This window comes from Pseudomonas sp. LG1E9, assembly GCF_003290225.1.
Classification (GTDB): domain Bacteria; phylum Pseudomonadota; class Gammaproteobacteria; order Pseudomonadales; family Pseudomonadaceae; genus Aquipseudomonas; species Aquipseudomonas cyclaminis.
In genome coordinates this window covers 3,519,522-3,536,138 of the sequence record NZ_CP029983.1, presented here as the reverse complement: position 1 = coordinate 3,536,138, position 16,617 = coordinate 3,519,522, and the positions used below count along the sequence as shown (strand labels likewise).

General features: G+C 63.3%; 14 protein-coding genes. 8 read left to right on the top strand and 6 right to left on the bottom strand.

Annotation, left to right across the window (positions count from 1 at the left end):
- The first annotated feature begins 27 nt into the window (after positions 1-27).
- Positions 28-849: an iron uptake system protein EfeO gene (efeO, locus tag DNK50_RS16220; RefSeq protein WP_112195134.1), complete on the top strand. Its 822-nt coding sequence runs from the start codon at positions 28-30 to the stop codon at positions 847-849.
- On the opposite strand, the gene DNK50_RS16215 is transcribed toward efeO, so the two are convergent.
- Together DNK50_RS16215 and pssA are read right to left on the bottom strand one after the other, a co-directional pair.
- A complete protein-coding gene (locus DNK50_RS16215) occupies positions 747-3,623 on the bottom strand; it encodes a hypothetical protein (protein WP_112195132.1) in 2,877 nt (958 codons plus the stop codon). The two genes, efeO and DNK50_RS16215, sit on opposite strands and share 103 nt — an antisense overlap.
- A gap of 104 nt (positions 3,624-3,727) precedes the next feature.
- Positions 3,728-5,071, bottom strand: a complete 1,344-nt coding sequence (pssA, locus tag DNK50_RS16210; RefSeq protein WP_112195130.1) for a CDP-diacylglycerol--serine O-phosphatidyltransferase — start codon at positions 5,069-5,071, stop codon at positions 3,728-3,730.
- Positions 5,072-5,195: 124 nt separating this feature from the next.
- On the opposite strand from pssA, the gene DNK50_RS16205 reads away from it, so the two are divergent.
- Together DNK50_RS16205 and DNK50_RS16200 are read left to right on the top strand one after the other, a co-directional pair.
- The gene (locus DNK50_RS16205; protein WP_112195128.1) at positions 5,196-5,759 is read left to right on the top strand and encodes a TetR/AcrR family transcriptional regulator; all 564 of its coding nucleotides are present in this window, start codon (positions 5,196-5,198) and stop codon (positions 5,757-5,759) included.
- Positions 5,760-5,801: 42 nt separating this feature from the next.
- Entirely contained in the window at positions 5,802-6,281 is a 480-nt protein-coding gene (locus DNK50_RS16200) for a nuclear transport factor 2 family protein (protein ID WP_112195126.1), read from the top strand.
- 28 nt (positions 6,282-6,309) lie between these two features.
- Here DNK50_RS16200 and treS read toward each other — a convergent pair whose 3' ends face one another.
- A complete protein-coding gene (treS, locus tag DNK50_RS16195) occupies positions 6,310-8,373 on the bottom strand; it encodes a maltose alpha-D-glucosyltransferase (RefSeq protein WP_112195124.1) in 2,064 nt (687 codons plus the stop codon).
- An 84-nt stretch (positions 8,374-8,457) separates the two neighbouring features.
- Positions 8,458-9,237, bottom strand: coding sequence for an AraC family transcriptional regulator (locus DNK50_RS16190; protein ID WP_112195122.1), 780 nt, complete (start codon positions 9,235-9,237; stop codon positions 8,458-8,460).
- A 187-nt stretch (positions 9,238-9,424) separates the two neighbouring features.
- Between DNK50_RS16190 and DNK50_RS16185 the strand changes: the two genes are divergently transcribed.
- The 3 genes from DNK50_RS16185 to DNK50_RS16175 all read left to right on the top strand — a co-directional run bounded on the left by DNK50_RS16185 (position 9,425) and on the right by DNK50_RS16175 (position 12,642).
- A complete protein-coding gene (locus DNK50_RS16185) occupies positions 9,425-10,366 on the top strand; it encodes a 4-hydroxyproline epimerase (RefSeq protein ID WP_112195120.1) in 942 nt (313 codons plus the stop codon).
- 18 nt (positions 10,367-10,384) lie between these two features.
- Positions 10,385-11,332 carry a dihydrodipicolinate synthase family protein gene (locus DNK50_RS16180; protein WP_099585163.1) on the top strand — a complete coding sequence of 316 codons (948 nt, stop codon included), beginning with the start codon at positions 10,385-10,387 and terminating at the stop codon, positions 11,330-11,332.
- 62 nt (positions 11,333-11,394) lie between these two features.
- On the top strand, positions 11,395-12,642 hold the full coding sequence (locus DNK50_RS16175) for an FAD-binding oxidoreductase (RefSeq protein WP_112195118.1): 1,248 nt from the start codon (positions 11,395-11,397) through the stop codon (positions 12,640-12,642).
- Between the two features lie 22 nt (positions 12,643-12,664).
- Here the strand turns inward: DNK50_RS16175 and DNK50_RS16170 are convergent, their stop codons facing one another.
- Both DNK50_RS16170 and DNK50_RS16165 read right to left on the bottom strand, forming a co-directional pair.
- Entirely contained in the window at positions 12,665-13,342 is a 678-nt protein-coding gene (locus DNK50_RS16170; protein WP_112195116.1) for a GNAT family N-acetyltransferase, read from the bottom strand.
- 56 nt (positions 13,343-13,398) lie between these two features.
- Entirely contained in the window at positions 13,399-14,280 is an 882-nt protein-coding gene (locus DNK50_RS16165) for a LysR family transcriptional regulator (protein WP_112195114.1), read from the bottom strand.
- A 113-nt stretch (positions 14,281-14,393) separates the two neighbouring features.
- On the opposite strand from DNK50_RS16165, the gene DNK50_RS16160 reads away from it, so the two are divergent.
- Positions 14,394-15,608, top strand: coding sequence for an MFS transporter (locus tag DNK50_RS16160; RefSeq protein ID WP_112195112.1), 1,215 nt, complete (start codon positions 14,394-14,396; stop codon positions 15,606-15,608).
- A gap of 81 nt (positions 15,609-15,689) precedes the next feature.
- Positions 15,690-16,541 (top strand): CAP domain-containing protein, encoded by an 852-nt coding sequence (locus tag DNK50_RS16155; protein WP_112195110.1) that lies wholly within the window; start codon positions 15,690-15,692, stop codon positions 16,539-16,541.
- Positions 16,542-16,617 lie beyond the last annotated feature (76 nt).

Here is a 16,617-nt window from a genome sequence, read left to right as displayed (position 1 = left end):
CCAAACCCCCACAGCGGAAACCGCCCCATGAAGAAGTCGACTCTCGCGTTGTCGTTGTTAATGACCCTCTCGCCCCTGGCCGCCTTCGCCGCCACCACGGCGCCGCTGGACCTGGTAGGGCCGGTGTCGGACTACAAGATCTACGTCACCGAGGAAATCGGCGAGCTGGTGACCCAGACCCAGGCGTTCACCGATGCCATCAACCAAGGCGACCTGGCCACCGCCAAGAAACTCTACGCGCCGACCCGTGTGCACTATGAGTCCATCGAGCCGATCGCCGAGCTGTTCAGCGACCTGGATGCGTCCATCGACTCCCGCGTCGATGACCATGAAAAAGGCGTGACCGCCGAAGACTTCACCGGCTTTCACCGCATCGAATACGCACTGTTCTCGCAGAATTCGACCAAGGGCCTGGAAACGCTGACCGCCAAGCTCAACACCGACGTCAACGACCTCAAGACCCGCGTCGACGGCCTGACCTTCCCGCCGGAAAAAGTCGTAGGTGGCGCCGCAGCCCTGCTTGAAGAAGTCGCTGCAACCAAGATCTCCGGCGAAGAAGACCGCTACAGCCATACCGACCTGTATGACTTCCAGGGCAACATCGACGGCGCGAAGAAAATCGTCGACCTGTTCCGTGGCCAGATCGAGAAACAAGACAAGGCCTTCCTGGCCAAGGTCGACAAGAACTTTGCCGCCGTGGACAAGATCCTGGCCAAGTACAAGACCCAGGGCGGCGGCTTCGAGACCTACGACAAAGTGAAGGAAAACGACCGCAAGGCGCTCGTGGGTCCGGTCAACACCCTGGCTGAAGACCTCTCGACCCTGCGCGGTAAGCTGGGGCTGAACTGATCAACACCTGACTCGACGTCCTGCGTTCCGGCGCGGGATGTCACCGCATTGGGCGCTTGGGCGCAGCTCTCCTGCCCCACTGAAACCATCAGGTAGCTGCGCAGTTTTTCTTCCGCCGTGATCAGATGCGGCGCCGCCTTGCCCCATTTCACCCCACCCCCGGCCAGCAACATCGGCAGCTTCAGCAGCCCCTTGGTTGCGGCCCGGATCAGTTGCGGGTAACCGTCCAACGGGTTTAACACCGCATTGGCAAACAACCCGGAATGCTTGATGAAATCGAACGCACGCTCGCCGAACGTGGCCACCGGCTTGGCGGCGGCCAGCGCAGCGGCGGGCGGTCTGAACCGTGCGACGAGGCGCTGCACCGGGTTGGGCAGCAAGGCCTTGGCCGACCGCAGCAGCCCACGCGCCTGCCCCCCGGCGCCGATGACCACACCGACCATATCCAGGGCCAGATTGCCCAGGCCCTGGGCGATATCGCCGCGTTTGAACGCCTGATATGCCCCCAGAAACGGCACGAATCCCAACAGAAATTCATGCTCGCCGGCTCGGGCTTCGCGACGTTTTTCCAGTGGCAACGGCTCGCGCGCACGTTGCATCAGGGCTTCGGCGGGCTCATAGAAGTTGTCACGGGCGATCCTGTTGGCAATTTCAGCGATCTTTCGCGAGCCATAGGTGTTGGGAACATAGCTTTGCAGTGTGTGGTTGGCCGGCAACTCGCGTGATGCAATTGCCCCTCCCAGCGGTTCGACGATAACCGATGACGTCATTACCCCTGGCCTTGGCGCTGAGCCGGTCGTGTAGGCAGCAAAGTCGAAAGGCATCTGGGTGCCACGTGTTACCAGCACACTCGAAGAACCACGGCGCGTGCCGATAGGTTTCTTGCCGGTCACTCCGCCAAGCTCAAGGGCGTCGGGCAGGTCCGTGCGTTTGATCAGCTTGCCGCTGGCAAAGACCTCGTAATAGACCACCGCCTGATCATGCTCCACGCGCATCAGGGTTGCCTGGCGACCGCGCTGTGAATCTCTCTGGGCCTGGGTCTCCTCGACCTGAATGACGTCGGTCTCGCCGCGCAGGGTGAACAATTGGACCTTGCCCAGCTCGATCATCGTGCGCTCGGCCAGCGGCAACTGGGCAAGCATCAACTTGAGCTTCACTGCATAGGCGCCCTGGAGCTGTTGGAGGTGATTGCCGACAGCGCTTTCAAGCAGCGCATCCAGCTCGGGCAGATGACGAATACGTCGGTCCAGTGCTTCCTGGTCGCCCTGCGCAATCTGCGGCGCACGACCTGACTGATAGGGCGTTTTCGCCGGCGCCGAAGGTGCAAGCAGATCTTCGCTATGCACCCATTTTCCCGGTGTGAGGTCGCCGGTCATGTAGGTTTCCACCAGCGAACGGCGGCGCGGCTCCGTAACCGCTGCGTTACGGCGATCCGCAGCGCTCGCCAATTCCAGGCACATGCCCTCAAGCTCAGCCGCCGTGCTGTCCGGAAATGCCCGCAGCAACTCCCTGATGGCCAGCGCTTTGCGGGTCGGCAGCTCCGCGCTGGCGCAGGCGAAGGCCTCGACCGTCTCTTTCTGCTGCTTGAACAACGCCCGCGAAGCGTCCTCGATGTCGTGTTGAGAATACTCGCCGTCACTGCGCAGCCTGACGGCACCGTTCAACACGCCCCAGTCGGCGAGGATTTTCAGTGCATTGAGTTGCATCAACTGGGCTTGTGCCTCTGAGGTGGGCGCCAGGAGGGTCAGCTCGCGGACCTGGTGCTCACTCATCATCCGTGACGTGCCCGGTGCGGCATGATCGGCGAGCGCGCAGCCGAGGCGTAATTCCATCCAGGCCGGAGTGCCGATGCGCACCGCGTCCGGCACCTCCATGACCAGCATTTCCGGGGCTGCTTGCGCCAGGTATACCGAGGCCAACCGCGCTGCCAGGGCCGGTGTCAGCTTGTTTTGTTGCTGCAGGTGGCACTCGATATCGCGACGCACCTCGCTGAACGTGCGGCCCATGTTCGCCGGCTGATAGATCGAATACCCGGCGATATGGCCAGGTTTGACGCCGCCCAGATTGATTCGCGCGACCTTGGTCAATGTGGCCTTGTCGGCGGCGCTCAACGTGTCGGGCGCAAACGGACCGGTGTAGTCGCCCACCGGGGGCGCCGGCGGCAACGACAGCCGTAACCAGCGGATGACATTGCGTGTCTCGGCCACGGTGCGTGGCGACCCAAGGCCCTTGAGTTCCAGGAGCTGGCGCACATCAAAGCGTGGCGTCGAGTACACCGCATTGCCCAGTGGTTCGGTCAGCGGGGTCAATGCCGCCAGTTCATCGCGCAACGTTTCCACTGCGTTGACGTAACGGGTCAAGTCCACCCAGCCGCCCACCGGGGTCAAGCGTTCAAGACGGCCTTCAGACACACGGAAGGGCTTGCCGTCCCAGTCGAATCGTTCACGTTGCAACAGGCTGAGCATTTCCGGGCGAGACACAAGTGCCTGCAGACGCGCCATCGCGGCTTGGCTGAGCGCGGGCAGCGCCGATGTGGGGGGGAGATCACAGGCCTCTGAAGACCAGTCGGTGATTTCGCCGTCGAGGAGGTCGCCAAGCCCTGCTTCAAGGCGCTCGGCCAGCGCCTCGCGTTCCACCCGCTCAGCCGTCAGGCGCGGCGTATGTTCCAGGCCGGCCCGTTGGCGCGGCGCCTGAATCGCGGGGCTGGTGCTGTGTTCGGCGACGATGGGGGCCTGTGGAACGGGCGAGCCGATGTTCGATAGTGACGTCAACATGTGAAAGCCTCTCTGCACGTTGTCTGGAGAGGCTATCTAAGAACCGTTGAAGCATGCTGACTGTAAGCCGAGTCCGGCCGCCCCACGTATTCCGTTGCGCCGGATTACAGGATCCGGTACAGCAACCGCTCGATCCGCACCCGGCTGACCCGGCGCAGGAACTTGCCGACGGCTTCCGGGTAGTCCACCAGGGTTTGCAATTGCTGGTAACGCTCGATCCGCGTGGTGTGCTGGAAAATCTGTGCCAGCTCGGTACGACGCGGCTCCAGCCACTCGGCCCTGGGGTCGTCGATCAACAAGGCGTTTTCCAGGTCGAGCCGGAACGCCCTAGGGTTGAGGTTGTTGCCGGTGAGCAAGGTATAGCGTTCGTCGACCCACATGCCCTTGAGGTGGTAGGTGTTGTCGCCGTCGCGCCACAGATGCAGGTTCAGTTGCCCGCTGTCGATCATCGGCTGATGGCGCTTGGCAAAGCGGCGCAGGCTGATTTCATACAGATAAGGCAGCGCCGCGATGACCTTGAACGGTTCGCTGGGCGGGATATAGAAGTCGTTGGCGGTCTTGTCGCCGACGATGATGTCGATCTTCACGCCACGCGCCAGGGCACGGTTGATCTCGCGGGTCACCGGCAGCGGCAGGTTGAAATACGGCGTGCAGATGGTCAGTTGCTGCTGGGCGCTGGCGATCAGCTCCAGAATCACCCGACTCAGCGGGTTGTTCTTGCCAACGCCGAGCAACGGGCTGACCGACAGGTGGCCATTGGGCAACTGCCCGGCCGTGGTGTCGTACACCGCGTGTTTGAGGCGGCTGCGCAGGTCGCCGATATCGTTGCGCAGGCTGCGGGTGGTGGGCGGGTTCGGCAGGTCGAGGCGGTGCACCGCCTTGGAGGCGACCAGGCCGTGTTCCACCAGGTGCTGCATCGAATCGGCCAGGGGTTTGCTGTGAATCAGGTGGTAACGGTCAAACCGGTACTTGTCGAACTTGTGCAGGTACACGTTGTTCAGGCTGGCACCGCTGTACAGCACGCTGTCATCGATCACAAAACCCTTGAGGTGCAGCACGCCAAACAGCTCACGGGTTTGCACCGGTACGCCGTACACCGGCACTTCACTGGCATGGCGGTGTGTCATGGCCTGGTACCAGGCGCTGTTGCCCGGCTGTTTGCCCGCGCCGATCAACCCGCGCTGGGCACGCAGCCAGTCGACCACCACCACGATGTCCAATTCCGGCCGTGCAACCTTGGCGGCGTGCAGGGCATCGTAGATCTCCTGCCCCGCTTCGTCCTGTTGCAGGTACAGCGCCACGATGTAGATACGCCGAGTGGCCTGGGAGATTTTTTCCAGCAGGCAGCGGCGATACGCATCGGCACCGGACAACACGTCGAGCGCGTCGGGAGTGAGGGGGAAACCACGCAGCTTGGGCAACAGGGAGCGTTTGAAGAACGACGGCATAGGGCTCGCAATGGGTCGAATCCGAAGAGGCCCCGAGCTTACACCATGGGGTTGCTCAGGTCTCGTTGCCTGGCATGGAAAAAGTTAATTGACCATGAAGAACGATCGTTCTACTGTCTCTCGCATGAACGACATGACTGGCAATGAAACCCGCGACATTATCCTCGACGTCACCGAGAAACTGATCTATCGCCACGGCATCGCCGCCACCGGCATGGACTTGCTGGTGAAAACCGCCGGTGTCTCGCGCAAGAGCATTTACCGCTACTTCGCCAATAAAGACGAGTTGGTCATCGCTGCGCTGCAACGCCGCGACGAGCGCTGGATGCGCTGGCTGCGGGGCGAAGTGGAAGGCATCGACGGCAGCGGCGAACGCCTGCTCGCGCTGTTCGACGCACTCAGAACCTGGTTTGGCTCGGCGGATTTTCGCGGCTGCGCCTTCATTAACACCAGCGGCGAAACCGGCGACCCGCACAACCCCGTGCGCCAGCTGGCCAAAGCGCATAAACAGAAACTGTTCGAGTACGCACTTGAACTGTGCCAAGCCCATGGCACCCCCGACCCCGAACGGCAGGCCGCGCAGCTGCTGATCCTGATCGATGGCGCCATTACCGTTGCCCTGGTCATGGGCGATTCAACCGCTGCGGATAATGCGCAAGGCATGGCGCGAACATTATTGGCGCTTTGAATGCACTGGCCGAGCAACTTTGTCTGAAACAGGAGCGCTGAAATGTCATCCCCCCCAGAAACACGCCCGCCGCTGCCGCCATTTACCCGCGAATCGGCCATCGAAAAAGTCCGCCTGGCCGAAGACGGCTGGAACTCCCGCGACCCACAACGGGTGTCCCTGGCCTACACCCTGGACACCCAGTGGCGTAATCGCGCCGAATTCGTCCATAACCGTGAACAGGCCAAGGACTTTCTCACCCGCAAATGGGCCAGGGAACTGGATTACCGCCTGATCAAGGAACTGTGGGCCTTCACCGACAACCGCATCGCCGTACGCTACGCCTACGAATGGCATGACGACTCAGGCAACTGGTACCGTTCATACGGCAACGAGAATTGGGAATTCGACGAAAACGGCCTGATGGCCAACCGTTTTGCCTGCATCAACGACAAGCCGATCCAGCAAAGCGAACGCCTGTTCCACTGGCCGCAGGGCCGACGCCCGGATGACCATCCGGGGTTGTCTGAACTGGGTCTGTAGCGCGCTGTGGCTTTTGATCTGGCCACCGTTATATCGGTGAGCTGCTCACGACCCGCAGTGCCAACCCTTCATAGGCATCCAGGGTAATGGTGAATTCACCCTCCGCCGTCAGGTCGCCCTCAACCCGTTCATTGATGATGTCCACCACCATCCCCGCGGCGATATCCGGCAGGTGCAGGGTTTCCGTGATCGGCGTAGGGCCGAAGTTCAGCGCAGTGATTTGCGTGCCCTTCCCGGCCGGCAAGTCGTGAACCATGATCAGCAGCGCGGGGTTTTCCACGCCCGGCACCAGGATCTGGCGGCTGGCGGCGATGTCGTAGGCGCGGCGCACGGCCAGGATTTTTTGCAGTTGCGAGGCAAATGAGTCGGGGTCCAGCAGTTGGCTGTTCAGGCTGCCATACAGGCTTTTCGAGCGTGGCATCTGGCCGGCGGAGAGTTCGGCATCGGGGTTCAGGTCCACCAGATCGTAAGCCCCGCGATGAATCCAGCGGGTGTCGCCGTCCTGCATCAAGTGCGCAACGTCGTCAGCCGCCAACGGCAGCGCCCCCACCAGGTCCCAGCCGGACAAGGCAAATACTCCAGGCTGCATGGCGTTGTACATCACCAGCAGCAAATGGATCTGGCGGATCTGTTGGATATCCGCCGGCGTGATCGCCTCCAGGTCACGGATACCCAGCGCCGCCGTGATGATGCTGGCCGTGGTGCAGGACACGCCATTGGTGACGAACTTGAGGTTATACGGCGCATGCTCGCCCGTCAGGCGCTCGTACATCTGTTCACGGATGTGCTCGCGCAGGATATTGCCGGGAAAGGTCTGGCCCTGGTAGAGGAAGCTGTCGTGGGCATGCAGGGTCCAGAAGTGCACCAGTTCCAGCGTCAACTCGTCGTGATTTTGCAAGGCATGGATCAGCGAGCCGGGGTCGATGCCCTGGCGGTGCATCTCGCGCAGCATCAGGCGCAGAAACTCGGCATCGCCCATCAGCAGCGCATGCTGGTACGCAGGCCGGGTGATGAAGTCATAGGAGAGGTCGGCGCCGCCGTGGGACATGGAAGCAATATCGTCGACGGTGAGGTTCAGTTCCTGAAAGCTGAACCCGCCCGCCTTGCGAATCGCCCCGCCGAGCAGTTGGTTGCCGGTGATTGACAGCGGATGGCTTTCGGACCAGGCAGTACCATCGAGCTTGCGCTCCACACCGAGGAAGCCGTTGGCGTCCAGGCGCAGGATCTTGGCGCCCATCACGTCGATGGCGTGCAGGGCGTCGCCAATGATCATTTGCTGAGCGGCGAAGGTCGGGTCCAGCCAGTTGAGCGACGGCTGGCCTTCCTTGAAGTAGTGCAAGTACACCCAACGGCGCGGCTTGCCATCCACGCCGATGACTTCGGCGGTGGTGCTCCAGTCGGTTTCCTTGACGCCAGGTTCAAAGAAGATCACCCGCTGCAACTGACCGACGATGTAATGCTTGTCGCGCAGGGCGTCCACCTGCAAGGGGCTGAGGTTCTGGGCATCACGGCCCTCGGCCACGTCGGGCAGCAACGGCCAGTCTTCCTCACGGATTTCCACCATGTGATAGAGGCCGGGGTAATCCTCGTAGGCCATCTCGGCCAGGCGGAAATCCGCACCCTTGCCGGTGTGGGACGGGATCACATCGTCAATGATCACTGCGTTGTGCGCCGCTGCCATGCGCGTCAACGCCTGCAACTGCGCCTCGGTGCCCAGCTGCGGGTCGATCTCGAAGCTGATGCGGTCGAAGTTGCCATCGATGGTCGGCGTGTGCCGCGTGTCGCTAAGGCCGCCGGACTTTTTCAGCGGGCCGTTGTGAATGCCCTGGATGCCGATCTTCGACAAGGTATGCCACAGGGTTTCATCCCCCAGCGCTTCCAGCACCGTACCGCCCTCGCGGGTCACGATCGACGCGGGGTACGCGGTGAACCACACCGACGAAAGGGCCGTGGCATCGCGCGGTCGTGTCTGTGCAAAGGGCTGTTGCCACAACCGGCCTTGCCCGGAATAGAGCTTGGCGCGCTGGCGGGCGGCATGCAGCATCGATTGTTCTACCAGCCAGTTCACATGGTTGTTTTCAGCCGCGGTCATAAGCTCGGTACCTGTCGTCGTAAAACGTTACTTGTAGACATATGAGGGGGACGGAGCCCATTCGTTGCATTGCAATGGCCGTCGTTACGCCATTCCCTCCGTGGCTTGACGATACTGGCGTGGCGTAAACCCGGTCGAAGCCTTGAACTGCCGGGTAAACGCACTGTGATCGGTGTAACCACACTGCAAGGCCACTTCGGTGATCGGCAGGTTGCCGTGCAAGAGGCGATGGGCGTGTTCCAGCCGCACCTTTTGGATCATCTGCCGGGGTGTGAGGTGGAACACGCGCTTGCAGTAGCGCTCCAGCTGCGCCACGGAGATTCCCGCGATGCGTGTCAGTTCGCTGAGGCTGACGCGGCGGTTGAAGTGCGTGCGGATGTGCTCGTCCACAGCGGCCAGGCGCTGGTAGGCCGGGTGGGTCTGGCTGGCCGATTGCAGGTCCACTGAGATGCCGGCCAGGCCGATGATGCGGTCTTCATGGTTGTACAACGGCCATTTGTGGGTCAGGCACCAACCGGGTTCGCGGCTGCCGTAGAGGTGCAGTTCGAGTTGGTCCTCAAGCACAAACCCCTGCTCCAGCACACGCCGATCCTGCTCGGTGTAGCCCGGCCCCAATGGTGCCGGGAAGACTTCGGCGCTGGTCTTGCCCAGCAACGGTTGCAGATGCTTGAGGCCGCAGCGCTGCACCAACGTGCGGTTGGCAAGCACGTAACGGGCGTCCAGGTCCTTGATGAAGAGGGCCGCATTGGGGATCACATCCAGCATCGGCAGCAACTGCGCTACGCCGGCCACCAACTGCTCGATGTCATGGGGGCGATTCGCACCGCCGCCTTGGCAAAGGGTCGCAAACGCGTTGTGCATCATGACGGTATTTCCCCTGCTGATCCCTCGACGCATAGCAGATTGCCCGATGCCCCGAGTGCTGTCGAGGGAGGAAAACTGTGCTGAATTCGTCATCGATGTCGGCAAAAAACATCAATCGCCGCGTCGCCTGCGCGTTCACGATAACGCCACTGCCTGCCGATCCAATCACCCACCAGAAGGCAACGCTATGAAGCGACTGCATGTGATCGACTCCCACACCGGCGGCGAACCGACGCGCCTGGTGATGGCCGGTTTCCCCGCGCTCAAGGGTGCGAGCATTGCCGACCAGTTGCACAACCTGCGCAGCGAACACGACCCATGGCGCCGCGCTTGCCTGCTGGAACCCCGTGGCAACGATGTGCTTGTCGGCGCGCTGTACTGCGAACCCGTCACGCCGGGGGCTACCTGCGGGGTGATCTTCTTCAACAACGCCGGTTACCTGGGCATGTGTGGCCACGGCACGCTCGGGCTGGTCGCGTCCTTGCACCACCTGGGGCGTATCCAGCCGGGGGTGCACCGCATCGACACGCCGGTGGGCCCGGTAACCGCCACCTTGCACGACGACGGCGCCGTGACCCTGCGCAACGTGCCCGCCTATCGCTATCGCCAGCACGTGGCAGTGGCGGTGCCAGGGCATGGCGTGGTGCACGGCGATATCGCCTGGGGCGGCAACTGGTTCTTCCTGGTATCCGAGCACGGCATGGCGCTGGAGATGCACAATGTCGACGCGCTCACCGATTACACCTGGGCAATGCTCAAGGCCTTGGAGGACCAGGGCATCGGCGGTGCAGACGGCGCACTGATCGAGCATATCGAACTGTTTGCCGACGACGCCCACGCCGACAGCCGCAACTTCGTGATGTGCCCCGGCAAGGCCTACGACCGCTCCCCGTGCGGCACCGGCACCAGCGCCAAACTGGCGTGCCTGGCCGCCGACGGCAAGCTCGCCGCCGGGGCAACCTGGGTACAGGCCAGCATCACCGGCAGCCAATTCGAAGGCCGTTATGAATGGGACGGCGAACGTGTCATCCCTTTCATCACCGGCCGCGCCTACATGACCGCCGACAGCACGTTGCTGATCGACGAGCAGGACCCTTTCGCCTGGGGCATCGGAGCCCCCTCTATTTGACTGAACGGAGTGAGCACCATGAGCGACAACATTTTCACCGGTTGCATCCCGGCGCTGATGACCCCGTGCACGGCCGCGCGCACGCCGGACTTCGACGCACTGGTCGCCAAAGGCCGCGAGTTGATCGGGGCCGGCATGAGCGCGGTGGTGTATTGCGGTTCCATGGGCGACTGGCCGCTGCTCAGCGAGGCCGAACGCCAGGAAGGCGTGGCGCGCCTGGTGGCGGCCGGCGTGCCGACCATTGTCGGCACTGGCGCGGTGAACAGCCGTGAAGCGGTGGCCCATGCCGCCCATGCGGCCAAGGTCGGCGCCCATGGCTTGATGGTGATTCCCCGCGTACTGTCCCGTGGCGCGTCTGCCACTGCGCAAAAGGCTCACTTCTCGGCGATTCTCAAGGCCGCGCCGGACCTGCCGGCAGTGATCTACAACAGCCCGTACTACGGCTTCGCCACCCGCGCCGAGCTGTTTTTTGAACTGCGTCGCGAGCACCCGAACCTGATCGGCTTCAAGGAATTCGGCGGCGGCGCCGACCTGCGCTACGCCGCCGAACACATCACGTCCCAGGACGACAGCGTGACGTTGATGGTCGGCGTCGACACCCAGGTGGTGCACGGTTTCGTCAACTGCAACGCCACGGGCGCCATCACCGGTATCGGCAATGCCTTGCCACGGGAAGTGCTGCAGCTGGTGGCCCTGAGCACACAGGCGGCCAAGGGCGATGCCAAGGCGCGGCGCCTGGCCCGTGAACTGGAGGCCGCGTTGGCGGTGCTGTCATCCTTCGATGAAGGCTGCGACCTGGTGCTGTATTACAAGCACCTGATGGTGCTCAACGGCGACAAGGGCTACGCCCTGCACTTCAACGAAACCGACGTGCTCAGTGACGCCCAGCGCCGCTACGCGGAAAATCAGTACGCGCTGTTCCGCCAGTGGTACGCCAATTGGTCGGCAGAACAGAACGTCGCCTGATGTTTGCGCGCCGCAGGGCTGTTCACGGCGGCCTACTCGATGGCCAGAGAGAGGCATAAGCCATGGCTGAAGATTTCGTGGTGGTCGGCGCCGGCATTATTGGCGTCACCTGTGCCCTGCAACTGGCGCGCCAAGGGCGGCGCGTGGTGGTGCTCGACGGCCAGAAACCTGGCATGGGTGCGTCTTATGGCAACGCCGGGCACCTGGCGACCGAACAGGTGTTCCCCATCGCCGATGTGTCGATCCTCAAGCGCTTGCCTGCGATGCTGATGGATCCCATGGGGCCGCTGCGCCTGGACTGGAAATACCTGCCTCGCGCCCTGCCCTGGTTTGTCCGGCTGTTGCTGAACCTGCGACCCGCCCGTTATCAGAGAACCGTGGCCGGCATTCGTGCGTTGAATGAGCGCAGCCTCGGCGCCTGGCAGCGTTTGCTGGCCAGCATCGATCGGCCTGGGCTGTTGCGCGAGGATGGCTCGCTGCTGGTGTATGAGCGGGCGCAATCGCGTGAGGCGCTCGATCGCCTGCACCGGCGCATGGAGCAGCAAAACGTGCCGGTGGCGTTCTGGTCGGCGGAGGCCATCCGCAAGGCTGCCCCGCAATTGAGCGAGCAGGTCCAGGGCGGGTTGTTTTTTCCGGGTACCGGGCACTTTCTCGACCCGTACGAGGTTCTTTGTGAATTGGTGGATGCCGCCAGGGCCAGCGGGGTGCAGTTCCTCAAGCGCCAGGTGCTGGATGCGCGGGTTGTCGACGATGGCGTCGAGCTGGTCACCGATCAAGGCGCCTTCTGCGCGGACCAGGTCCTGATTGCCTGCGGTGCCCATTCAGCCACGCTCACCACCGCGCTGACCGGTAAAAAAGTCCCATTGGACACCGAGCGTGGTTATCACCTGATGCTGCCTCACGAGCAGCAACGCCTGCCGTTCGCCGTGACCTCGCTGGAACGCAAATTCATCATGACGCCCATGGCAGGCGGCCTGCGCCTGGCCGGCACCGTGGAATTCGCCGGGCTCGAACGCCCGGCCAACATGCAACGCGCCTGGCAACTGCATCGGTTGAGCAAGGGGTTGTTCCGCGATGAGCTGAATGCACAGGACGCCACGCCATGGATGGGGTTTCGACCGTCACTGCCGGATTCACTGCCGATCATTGACCGGGTGTGCGACGGCAAAGTGCTGCTCGCGTTCGGGCACCAGCATCTGGGTTTGACCCAGGCGGCGGTGACAGCACAGATGGTCGGTCAACGGGTGTCGCAAACGCCCGAGCAAACAGGTTTACCGGCGCCTGGGCTGTATCGACTGGATCGCTTCTGATCGCCGGGGGCTGATGGGTGTTTCAGTCACGCGCTTGCACGAACAACCGGGCTTTGCGCGTCAATTGATCCAGATGCCGATCCCGCTGCTTCTCCGCGTCGACCATCGCGCGCTTGCCGTGTTTTTGCAGCAAATACGTGTGGATCTGCCGCACTTCCAGGGAGTTGTAGATCGCGGCCACATCCAGCACGCCCATCAAGCCATCGGTGCCGTAGTCCCGCGTGTTCATCAGCACCTGGGTGCCGCGTGCGCCGCGTACCTGCAAGCCCAGGGCCTCGAACACCGGCACCTTTTCCACCGCACACCCCAGCTCCGCATGGGGATAGCGTGTCAGCACGTCCTGCATCATGCCCCGCGCCACACCCTGGCGGCGCATGCCGGCTTGCACCGCCATAAAGGCAACACCACAGGCGTCGGGATCATCCTTCACCGGCAGGCACAGTAAAAAGCCGATGACCTTCTGCGCGTCCTGGGCATCGGTGGCGACGATCAGTTCGACGGCAATGCCCTTCTCGCCATTCAGCGCCTCCAGGTACAGGTGCACCTCAAAGCCAATCGCGTACTGGTAGATGTTGTACAGCAGGTTGCTCGGCGGCAGCGCAATGCTGCTGATATCGGTGAGGTTGTCCACCACCATCTGCAGGATCTGGCCATTGATGGGCTCGGGGCATGGCGAGGTGTAACGGGTAAGGCTGAACATGCAAATTCCTGGGGTTTCGCGTCTAGGCAGCGGCGATTGTACCTGTTGCGCACGGTTTATTGCCCGCACACCTCGCGTAGACACCCGCGCAGCCAGCGGTGGGCCAGGTCGGCGTCCAGCCGTGGGTGCCAGAGCATCGCCACGGTAAAGGTCGGCAACCTCAGCGGCAGGGCAAAACAGAACACGTCGCGACGGTTGGCGACGTAGCGCTGCGGCACGCTGGCGATCAGGTCAGTGTCGCGCGCCAGGGCAATGGCGGTGGAGAACCCGGCGACGATGCTGGTGATCTGCCGCGTAAAGCCCAGGCTTTCAAGCGCATCGTCGATCTGCCCACGCGCCTGCCCACGCCGCGAGACGTAGACGTGCTCGCCCTCGGCAAACCGCGCAGCGCTGATGTCGCCCTGGCTCAAGGGGTGACCGCTGCGCACCACGCCAACCAGGCGGTCGCGGAACAGCGCCTGGGTCAGCACCTCGGGGCTGGCGGTGGGATCGACCACGCCGGTTTCCAGATCGACGCTACCGTCGCGCAGCAGCGTGCTGTCTTTGTCGGTCTTGTTGACGAAACGCAGGCGCACGCCGGGGGCCTCTCGGGCGATACGCGCCAGGAGCGCCGGACCAAAGCTTTCGACGAATTCTTCGCTGGTGCGCAAGGTGAACGTGCGCGCCACCACGGCCATGTCCACAGCCTGCGCGGGACGCAGCACCGTCTGGGCGTCCTGCACCAGGCGGCTGACCTGTTCGCGCAACGCCACAGCACGGGGCGTGGGCACCAGGCCGCGACCGGCGCGCACCAGCAGCGGGTCGCCAGTGGTTTCACGCAGGCGTGCCAAGGCGCGACTCATGGCCGAAGGGCTCAACCCCAGGCGCTTGGCCGCGCCGGCAACGCTGCCTTCGGCGAGCAGCACATCCAGGGTGACCAGCAGATTCAGATCAGGCATCAGCGCTCCTCATCAGGCGTTGAGTGCAGGTATTTGCTGCATAACCTGCGTCTTCCGCCATATTAGGCGACGCCGTAGAGTTGTGACAGTTGCTTTCACTCAAGGAATTGCCCATGTCCCCTTCCCCACGCGGCAGCCTCATCAGCCTGTCGCTGTCCATGCTGCTGGCGTCACTGGGCACCAGCATCGCCAATGTCGGCCTGCCCAGCCTGGCGCAGGCGTTCGACGCGTCGTTTCACGCCGTGCAGTGGGTGGTGCTGGCGTATCTGCTGGCGATCACGGCGGTGATTGTCAGCGCCGGCCGCCTGGGTGATCGCCTGGGACGGCGTCGGCTGCTGCTCGGCGGCTTGCTGCTGTTCAGTCTGGCCTGCGGGCTGTGCGGCGCGGCGGCCACGCTCGACATGCTGATTGCTGCACGCATCCTGCAAGGGCTTGGCGCGGCGGTCATGATGGCCATGGCCCTGGGCATGGTCGGCGATACCGTGACCAAGGAACGCACCGGCCGGGTGATGGGTTTGCTCGGCACGATGTCGGCCGTGGGCACCGCCATGGGCCCCAGCGTCGGCGGAGTGCTGCTAAGCCTGTCGGGCTGGCGGGCATTGTTTCTGGTGGGCGCACCGCTCGGACTGCTGGCGGCTGCCCTTGCCTGGCGCTTTCTGCCGGTGGATCGACACCCTGCGCCAGCCTCCAGCGGCCACCGGTTCTGGGCGCTATTAAAGGATCCGCCATTGCGCACAGGCCTGGCGATGAGTGCGCTGGTGGCGGCGGTCATCATGGCCACTTTCGTCGTCGGGCCGTTTTACCTGTCTCGTGGCTTGGGGCTTGACCCCGCCTGGATGGGCCTGACCATGGCCGTCGGGCCATGCGTCGCGGCTGTCACCGGCATACCGGCGGGACGCCTGACCGACCGCCTGGGCAGCCAACGCATGACCCGCGGCGGGCTCGGCATTCTGCTGTGCGGCGCGCTGTGGCTGACGGTGGCTTCAGGGTTGCTCAGCTACCTGGGCGCGCTGATTGTGTTGACTGCGGGCTACAGCCTGTTCCAGGCGGCGAACACCACCGCGGTGATGCGCGATGTCGAGGCGACGCGGCGCGGTACTGTCTCGGGCCTGTTGAACCTGTCGCGCAACCTCGGCCTGATTGTCGGTGCTTCGGCACTCGGCGCGGTGTTCGCGTGGGCAACCCCGGATGTGACCCACGCCACCGCGCAGTCCGTGGCAAATGGCCTGCACGCTACCTTCGGCGCAGCGTCCGGTCTGATCCTTCTTGCCGCCGTGATGGCATGGGGCCGCAACCGCGCCGTGAATGGCCTTCATAACCTCCGTTGAGGCAAAAAAACAAAAAAGGCGTTGCGCCAGACCGGGTTACATCGCGCATCATGGGCGCTTTCAAGCTCAAGGGTAACGTCCATGCGCGTTCTGTCATTGATGATGGGTCTTACGACGCTGGCCGCCAGTTCGGTGTTCTGCGCCAGCGCGATGGCGAATGAAGAAAGTCAGCTGGTGCAACAGATCAACGAGTACCGCAGCCAGGTCCAGCGCTGCGGCGACCAGGGTTCCCAGGAACTGCCACCGCTGGCCAGCGACACCCGGCTGGTGCTGCCGGCCACTAACGTCGGCGACCTGCAGCAGGCCCTGGCCCGGGCCGCGTACCCGATGGTGAATGTGCAGGCCATCAGCCTGTCCGGTCCCAAGGATGCCCAGGCTGCCATGAAGGCGGTGCGCGAGAGTTTCTGCCGGGTGGTCCTGGACCCGCAATTTATCGACATCGGCGTGAGCAACAGCGGCCAGGACTGGCGCATCGTGCTGGCCCGCCCATTGCTGTCCAGCGGCCTGGGGGATTGGCAGACCGAAGGCCGCAAACTGCTCGACCTGATCAACGCCGCCCGCACTCAGCCGCGCCAATGCGGCACCCAGGCGTTTACCGCGACCACCCCGCTGTCGTGGAATGACACCCTCGCCAGCGCCGCCAACAGCCACACACGTAACATGGCCAACGGCAATTTCTTCGACCATCTGGACCACGACGGCCGCACGCCGGGCGATCGCGCCGAACTGGCCGGGTACATCGCGAAGAACATCGGCGAAAACATCGCCGCCGGCCTCGATACCCCGCGCAAGGTGGTCGACGGCTGGCTCGCCAGCCCCGGCCATTGTGCCAACCTGATGAACCCGCAATTTCGCGAACTGGGCGCGGCCTACGCCATGGACCCGAAGAGTGATGCGGGCATCTACTGGACCGGTTTGTTCGGCACGCAATAAGGGGTGGGCAATTGCCCAACCCCAGCGGCTCAACTCTACTCAAATGAATAGAGCATCAAATTGCCATCTATTGGAT

Excerpts from the sequence above, each read along its gene's own strand:
- DNK50_RS16165 (WP_112195114.1), bottom strand. The coding sequence starts at position 14,280 with ATGCCTGATCTGAATCTGCTGGTCACCCTGGATGTGCTGCTCGCCGAA.
- DNK50_RS16180 (WP_099585163.1), top strand. The coding sequence starts at position 10,385 with ATGAGCGACAACATTTTCACCGGTTGCATCCCGGCGCTGATGACCCCG.
- DNK50_RS16200 (WP_112195126.1), top strand. The coding sequence starts at position 5,802 with ATGTCATCCCCCCCAGAAACACGCCCGCCGCTGCCGCCATTTACCCGC.
- DNK50_RS16160 (WP_112195112.1), top strand. The coding sequence starts at position 14,394 with ATGTCCCCTTCCCCACGCGGCAGCCTCATCAGCCTGTCGCTGTCCATG.
- efeO (WP_112195134.1), top strand. The coding sequence starts at position 28 with ATGAAGAAGTCGACTCTCGCGTTGTCGTTGTTAATGACCCTCTCGCCC.
- DNK50_RS16170 (WP_112195116.1), bottom strand. The coding sequence starts at position 13,342 with ATGTTCAGCCTTACCCGTTACACCTCGCCATGCCCCGAGCCCATCAAT.
- DNK50_RS16175 (WP_112195118.1), top strand. The coding sequence starts at position 11,395 with ATGGCTGAAGATTTCGTGGTGGTCGGCGCCGGCATTATTGGCGTCACC.
- DNK50_RS16190 (WP_112195122.1), bottom strand. The coding sequence starts at position 9,237 with ATGATGCACAACGCGTTTGCGACCCTTTGCCAAGGCGGCGGTGCGAAT.
- pssA (WP_112195130.1), bottom strand. The coding sequence starts at position 5,071 with ATGCCGTCGTTCTTCAAACGCTCCCTGTTGCCCAAGCTGCGTGGTTTC.
- DNK50_RS16205 (WP_112195128.1), top strand. The coding sequence starts at position 5,196 with ATGAACGACATGACTGGCAATGAAACCCGCGACATTATCCTCGACGTC.
- DNK50_RS16155 (WP_112195110.1), top strand. The coding sequence starts at position 15,690 with ATGCGCGTTCTGTCATTGATGATGGGTCTTACGACGCTGGCCGCCAGT.
- treS (WP_112195124.1), bottom strand. The coding sequence starts at position 8,373 with ATGACCGCGGCTGAAAACAACCATGTGAACTGGCTGGTAGAACAATCG.
- DNK50_RS16185 (WP_112195120.1), top strand. The coding sequence starts at position 9,425 with ATGAAGCGACTGCATGTGATCGACTCCCACACCGGCGGCGAACCGACG.
- DNK50_RS16215 (WP_112195132.1), bottom strand. The coding sequence starts at position 3,623 with ATGTTGACGTCACTATCGAACATCGGCTCGCCCGTTCCACAGGCCCCC.